This window comes from Janthinobacterium sp. LS2A, from assembly GCF_036543145.1.
Taxonomy (GTDB): domain Bacteria; phylum Pseudomonadota; class Gammaproteobacteria; order Burkholderiales; family Burkholderiaceae_D; genus Janthinobacterium; species Janthinobacterium aestuarii.
On record NZ_JAZHPB010000013.1, the window covers coordinates 41,125 to 64,081 of the forward strand.

Sequence of the window (22,957 nt, forward strand, 5' to 3'; positions counted from 1 at the left end):
ATCACTGTCATGCAACGTCTTTTTTTCCTGCTCACGATCCTGGGCACGCTCGTTCCCGGCCTGGCGCATGCCTGGTGGCAGCCCGACTGGGCTTACCGCAAACCCGTCACCGTCGACGCCGGCCCGAAGGCGGGCGCCGTGGGCGGCGATCCCGGCCGCATTCCTGTGCTGCTGCGCCTGCATTCGGGTAACTTCAACTTCGAAGGCGTCAGCGACAACGGCGCCGACCTGCGTTTCGTGGCGGGCGACGATAAAACGGTGCTGAACCACCAGATCGAGCAATTCAATCCGCTGCTGGGCATCGCCCTGATCTGGGTCGACGTGCCGGCCCTGACGGCTGGTACGCCGCAGCAGTTGTGGATGTACTACGGCAATCCAAAGGCGCCCGCTTCCGGCAATGGCCAGCGCACTTTCGACCCCGACTACAGCCTCGTGTACCACTTCACCGAACCTGGCGTCCCCTCGCGCGACAGCACCGCCTACGGCAACCATGCGCAGACGGCCGTGCCGTCGCTCGACGGTTCCGTCATCGGTGCCGGCGCCCGCCTGGGCACCACGCCGTTGATGCTGCCCGCCTCGCCATCGCTGGCGCTGGCCGCCGGTGCGCCGTTCACGTTTTCCGCCTGGGTGCGTCCCGACAGCCTGGGCGCGCAGCAAGTGCTGTATGCGCGCCGCGACGGCGCCAATGAATTGCTGATCGGCATAGACCAGGGCGTGCCCTTCGTGCAGGTGAATGGCCAGCGCAGCAAGCCGGGCCAGCCGATCCAGGCCGCGCAATGGTCGCACCTGGCCGTCAAGGCCGACAAAGCCAACGTGGCCCTGTACGTGGGCGGCCGTCCGGCCGTGTCGCTGGCCATCGCCTTGCCAGCCTTTACGACGGCCGCCTCGGTGGGCGCCGATGCGCCGCCGGTCGCTTCCGGTACCGCCACCCTGGCCAACTTCACGGGCGCCATCGACGAGCTGCGCCTGTCGCGCACGGCCCGTCCCGACGCCCTGCTGCTGGCCGACGCCGTCTCGCAAGGTTCCGAATCGCGCCTGGCCGTGTTTGGCGCAGACGAACAGCAAGCGGGTAAAAGCCATTTCGGTTTCATCATCGCCGCCATGCCGCTCGACGCCTGGATCGTCGTCGGCGTGCTGGGCCTGATGATGGTCTTGTCGTGGATCATCATGATCGGCAAGGGCCGCAGCTATGGCGCCATCTCGCGCGCCAATGCGCAATTCATGCAGTCGTTCCACGAAGCGGCCGGCGCGCCGCTCGACCACTTGTCGCGCAACGGCAAGCTCAGCGCTTCCGTGAAGGCCGATTCCTCGCTGTGGCGTCTGTATGACGTGGCCATCGACGAGATGCGCCGCCGCCACGACCGCGGCTACGACCTGAACGCCGTCTCGAACGCAACGATTGGCGCCATCCGCGCCGCCATGGATGGCGTGATGGTGCGTGAAAGCGAGCGCATGTCCAAACGCATGATCTGGCTGTCGACCACCATCGAAGGCGCACCGTATGTCGGCCTGTTCGGCACCGTGATCGGCATCATGCTGGTGTTCGTCGTGGCGGCCATGGCAGGCGCCGTGGACATCAACTCCGTGGCGCCGGGCATGGCTGCCGCGCTGCTGTGTACGGCCGCCGGCCTGGGCGTGGCCATCCCTGCCCTGTTCGGCTACAACTGGCTGTCCTCGCGTTCGGACGCCATCGTTGCCGACATGGCCGTCTTCGTCGACGAATTCGCCACGCGCCTGGCTGAAGAGCAGGGCGACGGACGCCAGATGCGTCCCGTGCTGCAACAGGCGTGAGGGGCGCATAACCATGACCACCTCCGCCAAGTTTACCCCCCGCAAGCGTAGCGGCGGCATCAACATCACGCCCTTCGTCGACGTGCTGCTGGTGGTGCTGGTGATCTTCATCTTGACCAGCAACGCCAGCATTCCCGGCATCAAGGTCGACCTGCCCAAGGCCAGCTCGGCCATGGCGCTGGAAAAACCGAAGACCAAGGCCATCACCATCGACAACGCGGGCCAGGTCTTTCTCGACGCCTATCCCGTCACCCTGCCCGAGCTGGAAGAGCGCTTGCGCACGGAAAAGGCCCTGACGCCCGACTTTCCCGTGATCGTGCGCGGCGATGCCGCCGTGCAGTACGCGAAAGTGGTCGAAGTGCTCGATTTGCTGCGCCGCATCGACCTGAACCAGGTGGGCCTGGTGACCGGCAAGCCGGCATGAGGAGCGCAAGGTGAAGCGTGACGACATGATGAAGATGGCCGCGCCGGAATCGTCGGGCGCGGCGCAGTGGTGGCGCCGCTGGGGCGGCGTGGCCGGCGGCGTGCTGCTGGCCGCTGCGCTGGCCGCGCTGGTCTGGTATTTGCTGTCGGACACGGCCGCCACCAAGCGCGAAGTGGCGGCCCCGCCGATGCTGATGCTGCCCCCTCCGCCGCCACCGCCGCCGGAACCGGAAAAACTGCCGGAACCGACACCGGACAAGGTGGTGCCGGAAGTGTCGGAGCCGGAACCGACGCCGGCCGACAAGCCCATGGATGACGCGCCGGAAAGTCCGTCGCCGGACAAGGGCGACCCCGTCACGATCGACGGTGCGGCGCAGGCCGGCAGCGATGCCTTCGGCATCCAGGCCGGACGCGGCGGCGGCATGACGGGCGGCGGCGGTGGCGGCGGACTCGGCGCGGGATCGTATGGCCGCTATGTGGCTAACGCGCTGCAGCTCGCCTTTGCCCGCGACCCGCGCACGCGCCAGCTGGCGTTTAGCGATATCCGCGTCGACCTGTGGCTCGATGCGGAAGGCAAGACGACGAAAGTGCAGCTGGTGCAAGGCACGGGCAATGCGCAGACGGATGAGCAAGTGCTGGCCATGGTGCGCGACTTCCGCGCCGATGAACGGCCACCGGCGTCCTTGCGTTTCCCGGCCCGCGTTTCCATTAAGGGCCGCCGGCCATAGCGTCCCCAAATTCATATTAATTTTTTCCGAAAGAAACAATGAATTCCTTATTCTCTCCCTCACAGCGCATGCGCCGCCTTCCGCTGGCGCTGGCTGCCCTGGCCCTGAGCATGGCGGCGGGCGCGGTACAAGCGCAAGCCCCGGCCGACAGCACCATGGTCAAGCTGATCCGCGGCCTGATTCAGAGCGGCGCCCTGAACAAGGATGCCGGCGAAGCGCTGCTGGCGCAGGCGCAGAGCGAAGCGCTGGCACAAGCGCAGGCCCGTCCGGCCGCCGCGCCGGCCGCCCTGGCGCAGGTGCAGCCGGGCGACGTGCGTGTGCCGTATATTTCGCAAACCGTGCGCGAGCAGATCCGCGACGAGATCAAGGGCCAGGTCATGGCCGAGGCAAAAGCGGGCGGCTGGGCGGCGCCGAATGAAACACCGGCCTGGACCAAGCGCATCCGCCTGGAAGGCGACGTGCGCGCGCGCTACGAGTCGCGCTATTACGACATGGCCAACAGCAATATCGAGATCGACTGGCGCTCGCTTAACAGCGGCAGCGGCTACGACGTCAATTCGAACACCAACCTGGCTCTGCCGGCGTTGCTGAACACGCGCGAAGACCGCAAGCACTTGCTGCGCGCGCGTGCCCGCCTGGGCATCCTGGCCGATATTTCCGAGACCACGCAGGCAGGCATCCGCCTGGCCAGCGGCAACGACGACAGCCCCGTGTCCACCACGCAAACCCTCGGTGGCGGCCTGGGCAAGAAAAACATCTGGCTGGACCAGGCCTGGTTGTCCTACCAGCCCGCTTCCTGGCTGAAACTGACGGCGGGCCGTTTCGACAATCCGTTTGTGTCTGGCGACGAACTGTTTTCCAGCGAACTCAATTTCGACGGTATCGCCGCCAAGGTGCAGCAACCGGTCGGTGCAAACAAGGACGTCACCGTCTTCGGTACCCTGGGCCTGATTCCGCTCGAGTATTCGTCCGACAATGCGCCTAGCCGCAGCCAGGCAAAAATGTCGAGCGAAAACAAATGGCTGCTGGGCGCGCAAGTGGGCGCGTCGTGGAAGATCAATAGCGACCATCAGCTGCGCGGCGCCTTGGCCTACTACAACTTCCGCAACATCAGTGGAGAGTACTCGCAGCCGTGCGCGCTGTACGCGGGCGCCGATGGCTGCAGCACGGACTGGTCGCGTCCATCGAGCATGCAAAAGGGCAATAGCTTGATGTTGCTGCGCAATATCGCTCTGAACCCGCTGGACCCGGCCAATACGCCGCAGCCGCAATTCGTGGGCCTGGCCTCGAAGTTCCGCCTGGCCAACCTGAATGCGCGCTGGGATAGCAAGGTCGCGGGCGGCACGGATTTGCGCATCGAAGGCGATTATGTGCGCAACATGGCTTACGACAAGAACGAAATGTGGGCGCGCGCCAAGGGCGGCATCATGAACAACTTCGGCGGCACGGGCGGCGTCTCGCAAGCCGATTTCAAGAGCGGCGGCAATGCCTACATGCTGCAAGCGACCCTGGGCAAGGCCAGCCCGGCTGCGCGCGGCGACTGGAACGTCTTGCTTGGCTACAAGCGCATCGAACCGGATGCCTTGCCTGACGCCTACAACGATTCCACTTTCCACCTGGGCGGCACGAATGCGCGCGGCTACTACATGGGCGGCGCGTATGCGCTCGACAAGAATACGTGGCTGAACGGCCGCTGGACGTCGAGCCGCGAAGTGTTCGGTTCGGCACTGTCGATCGACACCTTGCAAATCGAATTGAACGCGCGTTTTTAAGGAGCCATGATGTTGATATCCAACAAAATGCGCCTGCCTTTATTGCTGCTGAGCTTGCTGGCCGCCGGCACGGCCCAGGCGCAGAAGGGGCAAAGCATGGAAGAGCGCTTGCGGGCTGAACTGCGCAACGTGACGGCGCAATTGCAGCAGACGCGCGGCGAGCTGGAACTGCTGAAAGCCAAGGGTGTACCGGCCGAGAAGGCGGCGCCCGCTGCGGCCGCGCCCGCCAGCGATGGCTTGAAAAAGGAGCTGGCGCGCAGCCAGTCGCAACTGGCGCACGAGCGCGCGCAGCGGGAAAAACTGGGCGAGCAGCAACAGCGCAGCACGGCCGCCGCGCAAGAGGCGGCCGCCAGCCTGGCGCAGTACCGCCAGGCCAGCGAGCAATTGACTGCCACGGGCAAGCGGCTGGAAGCGGAGCGCGCGCGTCTCGACGGCGAAGTGACGGCCCAGCGGGGCGCCCTGGCGCGCTGCGAAAGCAAGAATGCCCAGCTGTATGCGGCTGGGCAGGACATCCTGCAAGCGTATGAGGGCCTCGGCGTGCTGGACGTCATGAAGGCGCGCCAGCCGTTCGCCGCGCAAAGCAGGGTGAAACTCGAGCAAATCGCGCAGCAGTATGGCGACCAGCTGTACCAGGGCCGCTTTGATGCACGCCAAACAGAAACGCCGGCCCCCCAATAATTTTTTTGAAATGAATGGAATGACGATGGAAAACACCAACAACTTGCTGACCACCCTGAATGCGGAACAAACGGCCGACGCCATCAAGGCGGCCGGCTGCGCCGTGACCAGTATCGAACACGACGGCGTCGTGCGCCTGCACAGCGCCAGCCATGGCATCGGCTTCCAGGTGCTGTGGGGCAATGAAGCCGCGCCTGGCCAGTACGCGGATCTGACCCTGAGCTGCCCGCTGCGCGTGCAGGGCGGCGACTTGCCGGCCGGCTTGCTGGCCGAATGGCACCGCAGCAAGCGTTTTGCCCGCGTGGCCCAGCATGGCGATTTCGTCGTGCTGGAGATGGATGTGCTGGTCGCCGGCGGCGTCAGCACGGAGTACCTGAATATCAATCTGCAACTGTGGACGCAGATGATGGGCCAGTTCTTCTTGTTTTTGCGCAACTTTACGCCGGTCGATACAAGCACCGCACCGGTAGTCGAGGCCGCCAGCGTGGCAGAAGAAGAAACTGTGCCGGCCTGATAAGCCGTCCAGTGGAGGAAAAATGGCCCGCGACGGGCCATTTTTGCCATCTGCGGGTCTCAAGTGTCGTATTAAATACTTATTTTTTAGGCATCGCGCATTAAAACTGCTCAAAGAGCGTGTGTGAATCAAGCCAGCAACGGCTGTATGGCGGATAATATTGCCTGTTGCCGATTTGGATACGACCTTTACACAAAAATGCGCCCCATGGATTTTACCCGCGACGAAACCAGTGAAACCCCAGTTGCCCCGGCCAGCGCGCCGGGAGCGCCTTTGCCGTATGCCGTCGCCACCTGGCTGCAGCGGGTGGAGGCTGCCGCCCATCCAAAGGCCGTGCTGACGATTGCCGAGCCTGATCCCAAACTCAACCAGCACCGCCTGATCTACGTGCTGGCGCCCACCAGCGGCGGCCGCCACGTGGCCCTGTGCCTGTACAAGGCGCGGCTGCGGCCGAACGGCGACGTGGCGGCGGCGTCGCCCATCAGCGAGATCTTTTCGCTGCTGTCGGCGCCCCCCACGTTTTTGACGCCGGCCGACGAAGACCTCGTGCGTTTCTTCGTGGCCATGCGCAGCGGGCAGAATTCGCAGACCGGCAGCGCCACGGAGCCGAAGGGCAAGGTGGGCGCGGCCCTGCTGAAAATGCTGGCCGAGCAGGATAAATTGTTGTGGGCCAATTCCTGGGCCGATGTCGGCAATGGCCTCGTGTACCCGTTGAAGGAAGGTCCCGTGCGTCCCGCGCGCCTGTTCTGGCGCGACGAGGGCAAGACCATGCGTCTGGGCTGGCAAGTGGACCCGCCGGAAGGCGCGAAGCACCATGGCGCCGACCAGATCGACTACATGCTGCCCACCGATCCGCCGTGGTACATCGACAATCTGTCGTGCGGCGTGCTGGAACTGAACCAAGGCGGCTCCGACATTTCCCTGGCCGACTTGCAGGCGCTGGTGGCGCAGGCGCCGCCGTTGAACGCGAATGACAAGGTGCGCGTGTCGCAACTGCTGCTGGCGCAAGGCTTGCAGCATTTGATGCCGCTGCCGCAACCGTTGCCGCAGCGCTTGCGCAAGGACGTGCCGGCGCAACCGGTCTTGCTGCTCGATAGCGCCATGCTGGCCGATGGCAGCATCCAGCGCTGGAGCGATTTTGCCGTGCTGTCTTACGACTACGATGGCGAGCGCGTCTCGTTCGACCCGTCGCAGCGCGTGGTGCGGCAAGTGGGCGACGTGACGGAAATTATCCAGAGAAATACGGTCGACGAAGCGCGTGCGCTGGCCACCCTGGCCGAGCTGCAATTCAAGAAGCCGGGCTCGGCCCCCTTGAGCGGCTTGAAGGGCGCCTTGCAACTGCCGTCCCAGGCGGAATGGCTGCGTTTTGCCGAGTCCGGCATCGACGCCTTGCTGGAGCAGGGCTGGATCGTGGAAAAGACGGCCAAGTACCGCTACGACGTGAGCGACGTGGGCGACTGGTACGCGGAAATCGACGACCAGGACCCGGACAGCGGCAACGCCTGGTTCGAGCTGGAACTGGGCATCGTCGTCAACCACGAAAGAGTGCCGCTCTTGCCCGTGCTGGTACAGCTGATCCGCAACGCGCCCAACGATTTCAATCCGAAAGTTATCGAAGCGCACGCGGACGATGACCAGATGCTGGCAACCTTGCCGGACGGTACGCGCGTGGCCCTGCCGTGGGGCCGTGTGCGCCCCATCCTGAACACCCTGGGCGAACTGTATTTCAGCGACAAGATCAAACATGCCGTGCGCATGTCGACCTTGGACGCGGCACGCCTGGAAGAGCTGGCACGGGGCCTGGAGATGCAATGGACGGGCGGCGAGCAGCTGCGCGCCATGGGCCGCAAGCTGAGCCAGTTCGGTTCCGTGCAAAAAGTGGCGGCGCCAGCCGGCTTGCAGGCGACCTTGCGCGACTACCAGGCCGATGGCCTGGCATGGATGCAATTCCTGCGCGACCATGACCTGGCGGGCATCCTGGCCGATGACATGGGCTTAGGTAAAACCGTGCAAACCTTGGCGCATATTCTGGTGGAAAAGGAAGCGGGCCGTCTCACGCATCCGGCCCTGGTGATTGCACCGACGAGTTTGATGGGCAACTGGCAGGACGAGGCGGCCAAGTTTGCGCCTTCCCTGAAAGTGCTGCTGCTGCAAGGCAAGGACCGTGCCCAGCAGTTCGACCAGATCGATCAATGCGACCTGGTGCTGACGACGTACGCGCTGTTGCCGCGCGACGAGGAAACCTTGCGCGAGCACGATTTCCACCTGGTCATCCTCGACGAATCGCACTACATCAAGAATACGCGCAGCAAGGCGGCGCAAAGCGCGGGCCTGCTGCGCGCGCGCCACCGCCTGTGTTTGTCCGGCACGCCGCTGGAAAACCATCTGGGCGAACTGTGGTCGCAATTCCACTTCCTGCTGCCGGGCTTGCTGGGCGACGAGAAGACGTTCAACACCCAGTTCCGCCATCCGATCGAGCGCCAGGACGACCCGCTGCGCCGCATGCTGCTGAACCGCCGCATCAAGCCTTTCCTGTTGCGCCGCACGAAGGACAATGTGGCCAAGGAGCTGCCGCCGAAGACGGAAATGGTGCGCAAGGTGGAATTGACGGGGCCGCAGCGCGACCTGTATGAAACCGTGCGTCTTGCGATGGATCAAAAGGTGCGTGAAGAAATCGACAAGAAGGGCGTGGCGCGCAGCCAGATCGTCATCCTCGAAGCGCTGCTGAAATTGCGGCAAGTCTGCTGCGATCCGCGGCTCGTGAAATCCTTGCCGGCGAAGAAGCAGTCGGCCGGCTCGGCCAAGCTGCTCGACCTGATGCAGATGGTGGAAGACTTGCTCGACGAAGGGCGCAAGATTCTTGTGTTCTCGCAATTTACCAGCATGCTGGAATTGATCGAGGAAGAACTCGAGTCGCGCGACATCCCGTACGCCTTGCTGACGGGCGAGACAAAGGACCGGGGCGCGCAAGTGGCGGCCTTCCAGCAGGGCGCCGTGCCGATTTTCCTGATCAGCCTGAAAGCGGGCGGCGTGGGCCTGAACCTGACGGCGGCCGACACGGTGATCCACTACGACCCGTGGTGGAACCCGGCGGCGGAAAACCAGGCCACGGACCGCGCCTGGCGCATCGGCCAGGACAAGCCCGTGTTCGTCTACAAGCTGATCGCGAAGGGCACGCTGGAAGAGAAAATCCAGCTGCTGCAGCAAAAGAAATCGGAACTGGCGCAATCGATCCTGGCCGAAGGCGAATCGCAGAAGATGGCCCTCACGCAGGAAGACTTGCAGCAGATTTTTGCCCCGCTGGAAGATTAACGCTGCCGCACGCTTATACTTGGCGATTCTTTCTTGCCAGGTATAACGCATGCTGCCCATTTTCTTACTGCTGCTTGCCGGCGCCATCCTCATGGCGCTGCGTTTCGTCCAGTTGCGCCGCGCCCTGCTGCGCGCGCGGGCGGGCGAAGCGCAGTTCCGCCTGCTGGCCGAGCACGGGCGCGACGCGGCCTTCCTGCTCGACGCCACCACCCTCGAATTGCTCTACATCAGCCCCGCCGCGCAGCGCCTGACGGGCCATGACGCGGCTTCCTTGCGCGAGCATGCGGCGCGTCTGGCGGCCGATGTGCCGGCCCGTCTGCAGCGCTGGCGCGATGGCGACACCAGCCGCTTGACCCTGCTGCGCGAAGTGGAGTTGCCGCACGCCGACGGCCACCTGCTGGCGCTGGAAATCAGCTCGACCATCGTGCCCGCGGTGGCCGGGCGGGGCGTCACCGTCGTGGGCACGGTGCGCGACGTCAGCGCGGCCCAGGCGCAGGAAGCGGAACGGGAAAAGGAGCAGAAGCGCTTCGCCTCGATGCTGTCGCATGAATTTCGCACGCCGCTGGCCACCATCGACGGCGCCATCCAGCGCCTCGTCTCGACATCGAAAGATGCCGACGAGGCCACGCGCAAGCGCTACGTGAAAATCCAGACGGCCGTCGACCGCCTGCTGGCCATGATCGACGACTATCTGTCGCCCGAACGCATGGCGGCCATCGGCCGCGAGCGGGCCGCCGACGGCATCGCGCCGCTGGCCTTGCTGCAGCAGGCGGCCGCCACCGTGCCTGCCAGCCACCCGGTGCAGCTGGAACTCGACGAAGACTTGCCGGCCCGGCTGCGCTGCGACGTGCCCGGCATGGCCCTGTGCCTGAAAATCTTGCTGGATAACGCCGTCAAGTTCAGCCCGCCGGGCAGCAGCATCACCTTGTCGGCCAGGCTGGTGCCCGAAGGCGGCGTGGCGCTGTGCGTGCGCGATGCGGGACCCGGCTTGCGGGAAGAGGAACTGGCGCGACTGTTCGAGAAAGGAAGCCGTGGAACCCATGCGACGCATCCGGGTGCGGGCCTGGGCCTGTACATGGCGCGCGCCGTCGTCGACGTGCATGGCGGGAGTTTGCAGGGGCATAATCTGCCCGAAGGCGGGGCACTTTTCCGGATTTGGCTGCCGCTTCCTGGCTAGACTAGAAAAAAGTTGCTTCCGCTGAAGGCAACCGTGATAATTCCTTGACGTAAACCTATTGTGCCGTCCATCATGGTGTAGAAGTGAATGGCATGGTTTGCCCACGGTAGCTCACTAACGGAAGAATGGCGTTGCAATGACGAAAATACTGATCGTCGAAGACAATCTGGACTACGCCGAAGACATGGCGGAGTTTCTCGTTGAGCTCGAACACGAAGTTCATATCACCAGCTCTGCTGGCGGGATGTGGACGGCGTTGAGCCATGGCAATGTTGGCGTGGTCGTGCTGGACCTGGGCTTGCCCGATGAGGATGGCTTCAACGTCATCCCCCGCATGCGCCAGCTGTATCCGCAAATCGGCGTGCTGGTGCTGACGGGGCGCGTCGCCTTCGACAGCCGCATTCTGGGCTTGCGCCTGGGTGCCGACCACTATCTGACCAAGCCGATCAAATTCCCCGAACTGGCCGCCCACATCGAGGCGCTCGACCGCCGCGTCGGTCCGCAAGACCCCGTGCCCGAGCCGGGCAAGTGGACCTTGAAAGTAAGCGCTCGCCAACTTGAGCTGATGGGCGCCGTTATCGCCCTGACGGAAAAGGAATTCAACTTCCTGCACCTGTTGACCATCAACACCCGCCCCGTGCCGCGCGACGTCATCGTGGCCGGCATGGGCGGCGAAGATCCCGATGCGGGGCGCCGGGTCGACATGCTCGTGTACCGCCTGCGCAAGAAAGCCAAGACTGGCCTGGGCCAGGACTTGCCGCTGCGCAGCGCGTATGGCGAGGGCTACAGCCTGTCGGCCAGTTTCAACCTTTCCTGACACCTGATGCCAGCCGCCCGCACGAGGTGGTGGCATAAAAGGGACAGAGTCATCCGTTTTTTTTAGCATGTCAAATAAAACAGGGTCAGAGTCACGTCTTGTGCTCGCAAGTGTGTAAAATCAAGGCCTTAGCCTATCTTTACCGACTCTTGCCATGGCCCGTTTGCCCCGCCTTATCATTCCAGCACTGCCTCATTACGTGATCCAGCGCGGCAGCAACCGCCAGCCCGTGTTCGAGGACGCGGCAGATTACGCGCAATTCCTCTCCTGGCTGAAAACAGGCGCGAAAATGTTCAAGGTGGCCATCCACGCCTACGTTTTATTGCCTGATCAGCTACATTTACTGGCCACTCCCGGCGATGCGACGGGTCTGGGGCAGCTGATGCAGTGGCTGGGACGCTATTACGTGCCCTATTTCAACCAAAAATACGGCCGTGTAGGGGCATTGTGGCAGGGACGCTACAAAACTTCCGTCATCGACCCCGACAATTTCTTCCTCCTGTGCTGCCGCTACCTCGAATGCGTGCCCGTGCAAACGGGGCTGGTGGCACATGCCCTCGACCATGCGTGGTCGAGCTATGCCCACCATGCCGGCGTGCGGCCCGATTCCGTCATCACCGACCACGCGCTGTACTGGGCGCTGGGCAACACGCCGTTCGACCGCGAGGCGGCGTATCTGCGCCTGTTCGAGCAAGGCCTCGGTAGCAGCCAGGTCAAAACCCTGGAACAGGCTGTATTGAAGGGCTGGCCGCTCGGATCCGACGCTTTCAAGCACGCGCTGGAGCAGAAAATGCAGCGGCAAGTGCTGCCTGCCAAGCGCGGCCGTCCCCGAAAAATCGTGGCCGAAGCGGACGCCAATTGAAAACCATTCGCATTTAAAACAAAAAATGACTCCTTTCTGACGTTTTATTGAAATCGCCTCGACTATGTCCCTATTAAATTTTCAGGGCGACAGAATCAGATTTAATTCGACTCCGACCCTAATTGTTCTGGTTGAGTTTTTTGTTGCGTTGCACTACTCTAGTTTTTCGATAGTCATATGCAGCGGAGAAGCCCATGAAAGCGCAAGGCCTGTACGACCCAGCCAATGAACACGATGCCTGCGGCGTCGGTTTCGTCGCCCATATCAAGGGCAACAAGACCCATTCGATCGTCGAACAGGGTTTGCTGATACTGAAAAACCTCGATCACCGGGGCGCCGTGGGCGCCGATGCGCTGATGGGCGATGGCGCCGGCATCCTGATCCAGATTCCCGACCAGTACTACCGCGAAGAAATGGCCAAGCAGGGCGTGGAATTGCCGCCGCCTGGCGAATACGGCGTGGGCATGGTTTTCCTGCCGAAGGAACACGCATCGCGCATCGCTTGCGAACAGGAAATCGAACGCGCCGTGCGCATCGAGGGACAAGTCGTACTGGGCTGGCGTAACGTGCCCATCGATACGGACATGCCGATGTCGCCTACCGTGCGCGCCAAGGAACCCGTCATTCGCCAGATCTTCATCGGCCGCGGCCCCGACATCATGGTCACCGACGCGCTCGAGCGCAAACTGTATGTGATCCGCAAATCGTCGGGCCACGCCATCCAGGCCTTGAAACTGTTGCATGGCAAGGAATTCTTCGTGCCGTCGATGTCGGCCCGCACGATTGTCTATAAAGGCTTGCTGCTGGCCGACCAGGTGGGCGTGTACTACAAGGACTTGCAGGACGCGCGTTGCATCTCGGCCCTGGCCCTCGTGCACCAGCGGTTCTCGACGAATACCTTCCCCGAATGGCCGCTGGCCCACCCGTACCGCTTGATCGCGCACAACGGCGAGATCAACACCGTCAAAGGCAACTTCAACTGGATGCGCGCGCGCGAAGGCGTCATGAAGTCGGCCGTGCTGGGCGACGACCTGCAAAAGCTGTTCCCCCTGATCTATGAAGGCCAGTCCGACACGGCGTGTTTCGACAATGCGCTCGAATTGCTGCTGATGGCCGGCTATCCGATCGCCCAGGCGATGATGATGATGATTCCGGAAGCGTGGGAAAACCACACGACGATGGATGACAACCGCCGCGCCTTCTATGAATACCACGCCGCCATGATGGAACCGTGGGACGGCCCGGCCGCCATGGCGTTTACGGACGGCCGCCACATCGGCGGCACCCTGGACCGCAACGGCTTGCGTCCAGCCCGCTACATCGTCACGGATGACGACCTCGTGGTGATGGCGTCGGAATCGGGCGTGCTGCCGATTCCCGAGTCGAAGATCATCCAGAAATGGCGCTTGCAGCCTGGCAAAATGTTCCTGATCGACCTGGAAGCGGGCCGCATCATCGACGACCAGGAATTGAAAAACACCTACGCTAACGCCAAGCCGTATAAAGCGTGGATCAACTCCGTGCGCATCAAGCTCGACGAGATCAAGCTGGCCGAAGGCCAGGCAAAGCTGGACCGCGCGCAGGGCGAAAAAGCCCAGCCGTCCTTGCTCGACCGCCAGCAGGCGTTCGGCTATACGCAGGAAGATTTGAAGTTCCTCATGGCGCCGATGGCCGTGGCCGGCGAAGAGGCGACGGGCTCGATGGGCAATGACTCGCCGCTGGCCGTCATGTCGAACAAACTGAAGCCTTTGTATAACTACTTCAAGCAGCTGTTCGCGCAAGTGACGAATCCGCCGATCGACCCGATCCGCGAAGCGATGGTGATGTCGCTCGTGTCCTTCATCGGCCCGAAACCGAACTTGCTCGATACCAACAACGTCAACCCGCCGATGCGCCTGGAAGTGGCGCAGCCCGTGCTGGGCTTTGACGACATGGCCCGTCTGCGCAACATCAGCGCCCACACGGGCGGCAAGTTCAAGTCGTACGAACTGGACATCTGCTACCCGCTGGCTTGGGGCAAGGAAGGCGTGGAAGCCTGCCTGGCCTCGCTGTGCGCGGAAGCCGTCGATGCCGTGAAATCCGGCCACAACATCCTGATCGTCTCGGACCGCGCCATTTGCGCCGACCAGGTGGCGATCCCTGCGCTCTTGGCAACGTCCACCGTTCACCAGCACCTGGTGAGCAAGGGCTTGCGCGCCTCCACCGGCCTCGTCGTGGAAACGGGCTCGGCCCGCGAAACCCACCACTTCGCCTTGCTGGCCGGCTACGGCGCGGAAGCCGTCCACCCGTACCTGGCCATGGAAACCCTGGCCGACATGGCGCATGGCTTGCCGGGCGATTTGTCGGGCGACAAAGCCATCTATAACTACACCAAGGCGGTGGGTAAAGGCTTGATGAAGGTCATGTCGAAGATGGGTATTTCGACCTACATGTCCTACTGCGGCGCGCAAATCTTCGAAGCGATTGGCTTGAACAAGTCGCTGGTCGACAAATACTTCAAGGGCACGGCGTCGAACGTGGAAGGCATCGGCGTGTTTGAAGTGGCGGAAGAAGCGCTGCGCCTGCATGCGCTGGCCTTCGGCAACGATCCCGTGCTGTCCGACAAGCTCGACGCGGGCGGCGAGTACGCGTTCCGCGTGCGCGGCGAAGACCACATGTGGACGCCGGACGCGATTGCCAAGCTGCAGCATTCCACGCGCAGCAACAATTTCTCCAGCTATAAAGAGTATGCGCAAATCATCAACGACCAGAGCCGTCGCCATCTGACCCTGCGCGGCCTGTTCGAGTTCAAGCTCGACCCGACCAAGGCCATCCCGCTCGATGAAGTGGAGCCGGCCAAGGAAATCGTCAAGCGTTTCGCCACGGGCGCCATGTCGCTCGGTTCGATCAGCACGGAAGCGCACGCAACGCTTGCGGTCGCCATGAACCGTATCGGCGGCAAGTCGAACACGGGCGAGGGCGGCGAAGATCCGAACCGCTACACGCAGGAATTGAAGGGCATCCCGATCCGCCAGGGCGACACCATGGCGTCCATCGTGGGCGCCGAGCAGATTGTCGTCGACATTCCGCTGCAGGAAGGCGATTCCATGCGTTCGCGCATCAAGCAGGTGGCGTCCGGACGTTTCGGCGTCACGGCCGCCTACCTGAACTCGGCCGACCAGATCCAGATCAAGATGGCGCAGGGCGCGAAACCGGGCGAAGGTGGCCAGTTGCCAGGGCATAAAGTGTCGGAATACATCGCCAGCCTGCGCTTCTCCGTGCCGGGCGTGGGCCTGATTTCGCCGCCGCCGCACCATGACATCTATTCGATCGAGGACCTGGCGCAGCTGATCCATGACTTGAAGAACGCCAATCCGCGCGCGTCGATTTCCGTGAAGCTGGTGTCGGAAGTGGGTATCGGCACTGTGGCCGCCGGCGTCACCAAGGCAAAAGCCGACCATGTGGTCGTTGCCGGCCATGACGGCGGCACGGGCGCGTCGCCATTGTCTTCCGTGAAACATGCGGGCACGCCATGGGAGCTGGGTCTGGCTGAAACGCAACAAACGCTGGTCTTGAACGGCTTGCGCAGCCGCATCCGCGTACAGGCCGACGGCCAGATGAAGACGGGCCGCGACGTGGTCATCGCCGCCCTGCTGGGCGCCGACGAGATCGGTTTCGCCACGGCGCCGCTGGTGGTCGAAGGCTGCATCATGATGCGCAAATGCCACTTGAATACCTGCCCGGTGGGCGTGGCCACGCAAGATCCGGTGCTGCGCGCCAAGTTCTCGGGCAAACCCGAGTATGTCGTCAATTACTTCTTCTTCGTTGCCGAGGAAGCCCGTCAATTGATGGCGCAGCTGGGCATCCGTACGTATGACGAGCTGATCGGCCGTGTCGACCTGCTGGACAAATCGAAGGCGATTTCGCACTGGAAGGCGCAGGGTCTGGACTTCTCGGCCATCTTCCACAAGCCGGAAACGCCAGATGGCCAAGCTTGCCGGCACGTGGAGTTCCAGGACCATGCGCTGGAAAAGGCGCTCGATCACAAGCTGATCGCGCAAGCGCGCGCGGCGCTGGAAAAGGGCGAGCGCGTCTCGTTCATCTCGCCCGTACGCAACTTGAACCGCACGGTGGGCACCATGCTGTCCGGCGAAGTGGCGAAGAAATACGGCCATGCCGGCTTGCCGGATGACACCATCCACATCCAGTTGCAAGGCACGGCGGGCCAGTCGGCCTGTGCCTTCCTGGCGCACGGCATCACCATCGACCTGGTGGGTGAAGGCAACGATTACGTGGGTAAAGGCTTGTCGGGCGGGCGCATCATCGTGCGGCCCAATACCGAGTTCCGCGGCTGGGCCGTGGACAACATCATCATCGGCAACACGGTGCTGTACGGCGCCATCGCCGGCGAAGCGTTCTTCAATGGCGTGGCAGGCGAACGCTTTGCCGTGCGCAACTCGGGCGCCACCACGGTGGTCGAGGGCCTGGGCGACCATGGCTGCGAATACATGACGGGCGGTACGGTCGTGGTGCTGGGCAACACGGGACGCAACTTCGCGGCCGGCATGTCGGGCGGCATCGCCTATGTGTATGACCCGGCCGGCGACTTTGCCAGCAAGTGCAACACGGCCATGGTCGGCCTGGACAAGGTCGTGTCGGCAGCGGAACAGCATGTCGACCGCGATGCCTGGCATACGCAGCACCGCGATGGCGTGCCGGAAGCGGACGAGGTGATCCTCAAGCGCCTGATCGAGCGTCATTTCAAGCACACGGGCAGCACCCGCGCCCGCGTCTTGCTCGACGACTGGGCTGCGGCGCGCGGCAAGTTCGTGAAAGTCTTCCCGAACGAATACAAGCGCGCGCTGATTGAAATGGCCGCTGATGCCGCCATGGAAGTCCAAGCCGTCGCCGCCTGAGCCAGCCAAGCTCATTGCCAAATGAATGACCAGGGAGCGGCCCGGCCGCTCCCCGCCAGCCAAATACAAAGGAACTATCGTGGGTAAAATTACCGGCTTCATGGAATTCAAGCGCCAGGACGAACACTATCTGGAGCCTGCCGCGCGCCTGAAGAACTACAAGGAATTCGTCTTGCACCTGTCGGATGCGCAAGCGACGGTGCAGGGCGCGCGCTGCATGGATTGCGGCATTCCCTTCTGCACCACGGGCTGCCCCGTGAACAACATCATTCCCGACTGGAATGACCTGGTGTACCGCGGTAACTACCGCGAAGCGCTCGACGTCTTGCATTCGACGAATAACTTCCCGGAATTTACGGGCCGCATCTGCCCGGCGCCGTGCGAATCGGCGTGCACCCTGGGCATCCACGAAGACCCGGTCGGCATCAAGTCGATCGAACATAAAATCATCGACATGGGCTGGGAGCACGGCTGGGTCACGCCGCAGCCGGCGGGATTCAGCACGGGCAAGAAAGTAGCCATCGTCGGTTCCGGTCCTGCCGGCCTGGCGGCGGCGCAGCAGCTGGCGCGCGCCGGCCACGCTGTCACCGTGTTTGAAAAGAGCGACCGGGTCGGTGGCTTGCTGCGTTACGGCATCCCCGACTTCAAGATGGAAAAATCGCACATCGATCTGCGCGTGAAACAGATGGAAGCCGAAGGTGTCGTGTTCCGCACCAGCGTGCTCGTTGGCAAAGATTTCCCTGCCCACGTGAATAACTGGGCCAAGGAAACCATTTTCCCCGAAGACCTGGAAAAAGAATTTGACGCCGTCATCATGGCCGGCGGCGCCGAGCAGCCGCGCGACTTGCCCGTACCGGGCCGCGAACTGAAAGGCGTGCATTTCGCCATGGATTTCCTGCCGCTGCAAAACAAGGTCAACGCGGGCGACAAGCTCAAGGACCAGATCAAGGCGACGGGTAAGCACGTGGTGGTGATCGGCGGCGGCGACACGGGTTCCGACTGCGTCGGCACGTCGAACCGCCATGGCGCCGCCTCGGTGGCCCAGTTCGAACTGATGCCGCAGCCGCCGGAACAGGAAAACAAGCCGCTCGTCTGGCCGTACTGGCCGACCAAGCTGCGTACCTCGTCCTCGCACGAGGAAGGCTGCGAGCGCGACTGGGCCGTGGCCACCAAGCGTTTCGAAGGCAAGGGCGGCAAGGTGGAAAAGCTGATCGCCTGCCGAGTCGAGTGGAAAGACGGCAAGATGAGCGAAGTGCCGAACTCGGAATTCGAGATGAAGGCGGACCTGGTCTTCCTGGCCATGGGTTTTGTTTCACCAGTACAACAAGTGCTGGAAGCGTTCGGCGTCGATACGGATGCGCGCGGCAATGTCAAGGCGACAACGGATGGCGCCGGCTGCTATCAGACCTCGGTGCCGAAAGTCTTTGCGGCCGGCGACATGCGCCGTGGCCAGTCGCTGGTGGTGTGGGCCATCCGCGAAGGGCGCCAGTGCGCGCGCGCCGTCGATGAGTTCCTGATGGGGGCATCGCTGCTGCCGCGCTAAAAAACGAGCAATTGTTCGTTTTTTGCCAGGGCCACGGCGCGGATCGCGACGTGGCTTTTGTTATTTTTACTGGTCAAGTCAACAGGCGTGAACGTCATCGGGCAGGGACGCGATGTGGCGGCTGAATTTCCACTACAATATCTGACTTTCGATTCATTAGTGTTGTATTCTTCCCCTGTCCCGGGCTGTAAGCAGGGGTGTCTCAGCAGAGGTTGGCGTTTCTGCACTACAATACGCCATTAAAATAGTGAGCTTCGTCGTGCCAAATCTTGTTGAGATCCGTGATTTACACTTTGCCTATGGAGAACGTTCGATTTTATCGGGCCTTCAAATGGATTTCCCACGTGGAAAAGTTGTGGCCGTCATGGGTGGCTCCGGCAGTGGCAAGACGACCGTACTGCGCCTGATCGGCGGACAGCTGCGCCCCAGTTCCGGTTCCGTGAATGTGGACGGCCAGATCGTGCATACGCTGGGAACCGACGAGTTATACCAGCTGCGCCGCAAGATGGGCATGCTGTTCCAGCACGGCGCGCTGTTTACCGACTTGACGGCGTTCGAGAATGTGGCGTTCCCGCTGCGCGAACACACGGACTTGAATGAAGAGCTGATCCGCACCCTGGTGCTGATGAAGCTGCACGCCGTGGGACTGCGCAATGCGGCGCAATTGAAGCCGGCCGAGATCTCGGGCGGCATGGGCCGCCGCGTCGCGCTGGCGCGCGCCATCGCGCTCGACCCCGAACTGATCATGTACGACGAGCCGTTCGCCGGCCTGGACCCGATTTCCATGGGCGTGACGGCCAATTTGATCCGCAATCTGAACGATGCGCTGGGCTCCACGTCTATCCTGGTATCGCACGATGTGAAGGAGTGTTTCGCCATCGCTGATTACGTCTATTTTCTGTCATCGGGCAAGATCGTGGCGCACGGCACGCCGGCCGAGATGGCCGTGTCGACGCATCCGTACGTCAAGCAGTTCGTCAATGCCGAGGCCGATGGCCCCGTCCCGTTCCATTATCCGGGCAAGTCGCTGGCCGACGACCTGGGTCTGCAGGCGGGGGGCGGCCGATGATCGCGCGTTTCCTGGCGGCGATCGGAGCGTGGTTGCGTCGTTCGGTACAAGACCTCGGCTTTGCCGTGCGGTCGTTTTTCATCATCATCGCCTCGTCGGGCGGCCTGTGGCGCCGTCCGCGCCTGGTGATTGAGCAACTGTTTTTTATCGGTAACCGCTCGCTGGTGATTACCGCCGTTTCCGGCCTGTTTGTCGGCATGGTGCTGGGTTTGCAAGGCTATTACACCTTGACCACGTATGGCGCCGAGCAGTCGCTGGGCTTGCTGGTGGCGCTGTCCCTGACGCGCGAACTGGGCCCCGTCGTGACGGCGCTGCTGTTCGCCGGCCGCGCCGGCACGTCGCTGACGGCGGAAATCGGCCTGATGAAGGCGGGCGAGCAACTGTCGGCCATGGAAATGATGGCCGTCAACCCGATCCAGCGCGTGCTGGCGCCCCGTTTCTGGGCCGGTGTGATCGCCATGCCGATCCTGGGCGCCATCTTCACGGCCGTCGGCATCATCGGCAGCTACCTGGTCGGCGTGGTGCTGATCGGCGTCGATGAAGGTTCGTTCTGGTCGCAGATGCAAGGCGGCGTGGATGTCTGGAAAGAAGTGGGCAACGGCACCATCAAGAGCCTGGTGTTCGGCATCGCGGTGACCTTCATCGCGCTGTTCCAGGGGTACCAGGCACAGCCGACGCCGGAAGACGTGTCCGGCGCCACCACGCGCACGGTGGTCATTTCGTCGTTGATGGTGTGGTGGCTCGATTTCATGATGACGGCTTTGATGTTTAGCAAGTAATTGCCGATAGGCGACAAAATTATCGGCCTGGGCAGTGTTCTGCGCAGGTGGCGGCAAGTAAAAATTATTTAGGATTGTTTATGCAACGTAAATCTTTGGATGTCTGGGTCGGCTTGTTCGTCTTGCTCGGTGTGGCGGCATTGATGTTTCTGGCGCTCAAGGCCGGCAATATGAGCTCGCTGTCTTTCAGCAAGACGTATACCATTAGTGCGAAGTTCGACAATATTGGCGGCCTCAAGCCGCAGGCGCCCGTCAAGGGCGCTGGTGTAGTGGTGGGCCGGGTCTCGGAAATCGTCTTTGACGACAAGACCTACCAGGCGCTGGTGAAACTCGACATCGAAGATGGCTACAAATTTCCGAAAGACAGCTCGGCCAAGATTTTGACGGCCGGTTTGCTGGGTGAGCAATATATCGGCCTGGAAGCAGGCGGCGATCTGGCGAACCTGGCAGAGGGCGACAAGATCGCCCGTACTCAATCGGCCACAGTGCTGGAAGACCTGATCAATCAGTTCATCTACAGCAAGGCAGCGGAAGGAAAGGACAGCAAATGAGCGAGTCGACCAAACAATCCCAAGGCAGCCTGGCGCGTATCGGCCTGGCCCTGGCCATCGCCGCCAGCGTGAGCGCGTGCGCCACCGGCGCCAATCCGCGCGACCCGCTGGAAGGGTACAACCGCGCCATGTTCAAGTTCAACGACACGGTTGACCAGGTAGCCCTGAAGCCGGTCGCCACGGCCTACAAGAAGGTCACGCCATCGTTCGTGCAAACGGGCGTGGGCAACTTCTTCGGCAACTTGTCCGATGTGTGGAGCGCCATGAACAACTTGCTGCAAGGCAAGGGCGAAGCGGGCTTACAAGACGTCGTGCGCGTCAGCATGAACTCGACTTTCGGTATCTTCGGTCTGATCGACATCGCCTCGCAGGCCGGCATTCCCAAGCATAACGAAGACTTTGGCCAGACCCTGGGCTGGTATGGCGTCCAGTCCGGTCCGTACGTGATGCTGCCGTTGCTGGGCCCATCGACCGTGCGCGACACGGCGGCCCTGCCGCTCGATATCGCGGGCGACCCATGGCGCTACAAGGATCCGGCGTATGTGCGCAATATCGGCACGGTGACGCGCGTGGTTGACAAGCGCGCCGCGCTGCTCGACGCGACCAACCTGATGGAAGCGGCCGCGCTGGACCGTTATGAGTTCATCCGCGACGGCTTCCTGCAGGCGCGCGAAAGCAAGGTGTTCGATGGCGATACGGACCGCCGCGACCGCAAAGTGCCAAAAAACGACACCAGCGATTACGAGCCGGAATACGAGGCAAAACCGCAGCCTGCCAATGACGCGCCTGCGGCCACGGCCGCCGCCGATGTGGCGCCAGCGGACCTCGTAACATCTGGTAGCAATACCGTTGCTTCCCAGGCCAGGCCGCAGGAGTAAACTGGACGCAAGAACACCACGGCTGCGATCAACGCCAGCCGGTGCATAGCAACACCATGAAAGGTAAAACCATGAAATTGATGAAACAACTGCTGGCGATGGCCACCATCGCCTTTGCCACCGCCGCCCAGGCCGCCCCTGCTGTCGAAGCACCGGACGTCCTCGTCAAACGCATCAGCCAGGACGTGATCGACACGGCCAAGGCCGACAAGGCCATCCAGGCTGGCGATATCAAGCGCGTCACCGAATTGGTGGAAAGCAAGATCTTGCCGTACGTGGATTTCCAGCGCATGACGTCGCTGGCCGCCGGCCGCCACTGGCGCGACGCCACGCCCGACCAGCAAAAGCAGCTGGCCGCGGAATTCCGCACCTTGCTGATCTACACCTACTCGGGCGCCCTGTCGCAGATCAAGAACGAAACCGTGGAATTCAAGCCGCTGCGCGCCGACCCGGCCGACACGGAAGTGGAAGTACGTTCGCAAGTGAACGTGGCGCGCGGCGAACCCGTGCCCCTGAACTACCGCGTGGCGAAAACCCCGTCCGGCTGGAAGATCTATGACATCAACGTGCTGGGCGCATGGCTGGTGGAAACGTACAAAAGCAGCTTTGCCAGCGAGATCAGCAAGGGCGGCATCGATGGCCTGATCAAGACCTTGCAGGCAAAAAACAAGGCCCTGGCCAGCCGTCCCGCTGCCAAAGCCAAATAATCGGCTATCATATAGCTCCTGACCCAGCTCCAGACCAGCGCAGCCCGACGCCATGCCCGACTCTCTCGACACCTTGCAGTCTCTGACTTCCCTGACCGTGCACAATGCCACTTCGGCATTGGAGCAGGGTCTGGACGCCATCCGCTCGGGTCAGACGAAGTTTGACTTGCGCAACGTCAAGGCTGTCGATTCGGCCGCCGTTTCCGTCATGCTGACGTGGCAGCGCGCCGCGCAGGATGCCGGCGCCGTGCTGGAGCTGAAAAACCTGCCGAACAACCTGAAAAACCTCACCAAGCTGTATGGCGTCTGCTCGCTCGTCTCGAGCACGTTGACGGCTGACGACTGCGCCAGCGCCGGCGGCCACGCCGAACGCAGCCCGTCCGACCTGCATCATCATTGATCCTGTCCCACTCCCCGCATCAGCAGTAGCTTTCAAGCCGGCAGGCCAGCAGCGCCGCCGG

General features: G+C 62.6%; 18 protein-coding genes. All 18 read left to right on the top strand.

Annotated elements, in window-relative coordinates; translation table 11 throughout:
* Positions 1-9 precede the first annotated feature (9 nt).
* The 18 genes from V3C40_RS26570 to V3C40_RS26655 all read left to right on the top strand — a co-directional run bounded on the left by V3C40_RS26570 (position 10) and on the right by V3C40_RS26655 (position 22,896).
* A complete protein-coding gene (locus tag V3C40_RS26570) occupies positions 10-1,791 on the top strand; it encodes a DUF2341 domain-containing protein (RefSeq protein WP_331778961.1) in 1,782 nt (593 codons plus the stop codon).
* A gap of 13 nt (positions 1,792-1,804) precedes the next feature.
* Positions 1,805-2,215, top strand: coding sequence for an ExbD/TolR family protein (locus V3C40_RS26575; protein WP_331778962.1), 411 nt, complete (start codon positions 1,805-1,807; stop codon positions 2,213-2,215).
* Positions 2,216-2,225: 10 nt separating this feature from the next.
* Positions 2,226-2,942, top strand: a complete 717-nt coding sequence (locus V3C40_RS26580) for an energy transducer TonB family protein (RefSeq protein WP_223279041.1) — start codon at positions 2,226-2,228, stop codon at positions 2,940-2,942.
* A 38-nt stretch (positions 2,943-2,980) separates the two neighbouring features.
* Positions 2,981-4,714 (top strand): putative porin, encoded by a 1,734-nt coding sequence (locus V3C40_RS26585; RefSeq protein WP_331778963.1) that lies wholly within the window; start codon positions 2,981-2,983, stop codon positions 4,712-4,714.
* Positions 4,715-4,723: 9 nt separating this feature from the next.
* Entirely contained in the window at positions 4,724-5,392 is a 669-nt protein-coding gene (locus V3C40_RS26590; protein WP_331778964.1) for a hypothetical protein, read from the top strand.
* A 25-nt stretch (positions 5,393-5,417) separates the two neighbouring features.
* Positions 5,418-5,906: a YbjN domain-containing protein gene (locus V3C40_RS26595; protein ID WP_254671660.1), complete on the top strand. Its 489-nt coding sequence runs from the start codon at positions 5,418-5,420 to the stop codon at positions 5,904-5,906.
* A gap of 207 nt (positions 5,907-6,113) precedes the next feature.
* Complete coding sequence (locus tag V3C40_RS26600; RefSeq protein WP_070303719.1) at positions 6,114-9,218, top strand: DEAD/DEAH box helicase; 3,105 nt, start codon at positions 6,114-6,116, stop codon at positions 9,216-9,218.
* A gap of 49 nt (positions 9,219-9,267) precedes the next feature.
* Positions 9,268-10,395 (top strand): PAS domain-containing sensor histidine kinase, encoded by a 1,128-nt coding sequence (locus V3C40_RS26605; protein ID WP_331778965.1) that lies wholly within the window; start codon positions 9,268-9,270, stop codon positions 10,393-10,395.
* 136 nt (positions 10,396-10,531) lie between these two features.
* Entirely contained in the window at positions 10,532-11,212 is a 681-nt protein-coding gene (locus V3C40_RS26610) for a response regulator transcription factor (RefSeq protein ID WP_034753797.1), read from the top strand.
* Between the two features lie 154 nt (positions 11,213-11,366).
* Complete coding sequence (locus V3C40_RS26615; protein WP_331778966.1) at positions 11,367-12,074, top strand: transposase; 708 nt, start codon at positions 11,367-11,369, stop codon at positions 12,072-12,074.
* 194 nt (positions 12,075-12,268) lie between these two features.
* Positions 12,269-16,969: a glutamate synthase-related protein gene (locus V3C40_RS26620; RefSeq protein ID WP_034753803.1), complete on the top strand. Its 4,701-nt coding sequence runs from the start codon at positions 12,269-12,271 to the stop codon at positions 16,967-16,969.
* Positions 16,970-17,048: 79 nt separating this feature from the next.
* Positions 17,049-18,512, top strand: a complete 1,464-nt coding sequence (locus V3C40_RS26625; protein ID WP_072457449.1) for a glutamate synthase subunit beta — start codon at positions 17,049-17,051, stop codon at positions 18,510-18,512.
* Between the two features lie 259 nt (positions 18,513-18,771).
* Positions 18,772-19,581, top strand: coding sequence for an ABC transporter ATP-binding protein (locus V3C40_RS26630; RefSeq protein ID WP_034753922.1), 810 nt, complete (start codon positions 18,772-18,774; stop codon positions 19,579-19,581).
* Positions 19,578-20,360, top strand: coding sequence for a lipid asymmetry maintenance ABC transporter permease subunit MlaE (mlaE, locus tag V3C40_RS26635; RefSeq protein WP_034753807.1), 783 nt, complete (start codon positions 19,578-19,580; stop codon positions 20,358-20,360). Before V3C40_RS26630 ends, mlaE begins: the two co-directional genes overlap by 4 nt.
* Positions 20,361-20,440: 80 nt before the next feature.
* Complete coding sequence (mlaD, locus tag V3C40_RS26640) at positions 20,441-20,911, top strand: outer membrane lipid asymmetry maintenance protein MlaD (protein WP_034753810.1); 471 nt, start codon at positions 20,441-20,443, stop codon at positions 20,909-20,911.
* Positions 20,908-21,789, top strand: coding sequence for an MlaA family lipoprotein (locus V3C40_RS26645; protein ID WP_331778967.1), 882 nt, complete (start codon positions 20,908-20,910; stop codon positions 21,787-21,789). Before mlaD ends, V3C40_RS26645 begins: the two co-directional genes overlap by 4 nt.
* A gap of 71 nt (positions 21,790-21,860) precedes the next feature.
* Positions 21,861-22,496: an MlaC/ttg2D family ABC transporter substrate-binding protein gene (locus V3C40_RS26650; RefSeq protein WP_034753816.1), complete on the top strand. Its 636-nt coding sequence runs from the start codon at positions 21,861-21,863 to the stop codon at positions 22,494-22,496.
* A gap of 52 nt (positions 22,497-22,548) precedes the next feature.
* Positions 22,549-22,896 (top strand): STAS domain-containing protein, encoded by a 348-nt coding sequence (locus tag V3C40_RS26655; protein WP_034753819.1) that lies wholly within the window; start codon positions 22,549-22,551, stop codon positions 22,894-22,896.
* The last annotated feature ends 61 nt before the right edge of the window (positions 22,897-22,957 follow it).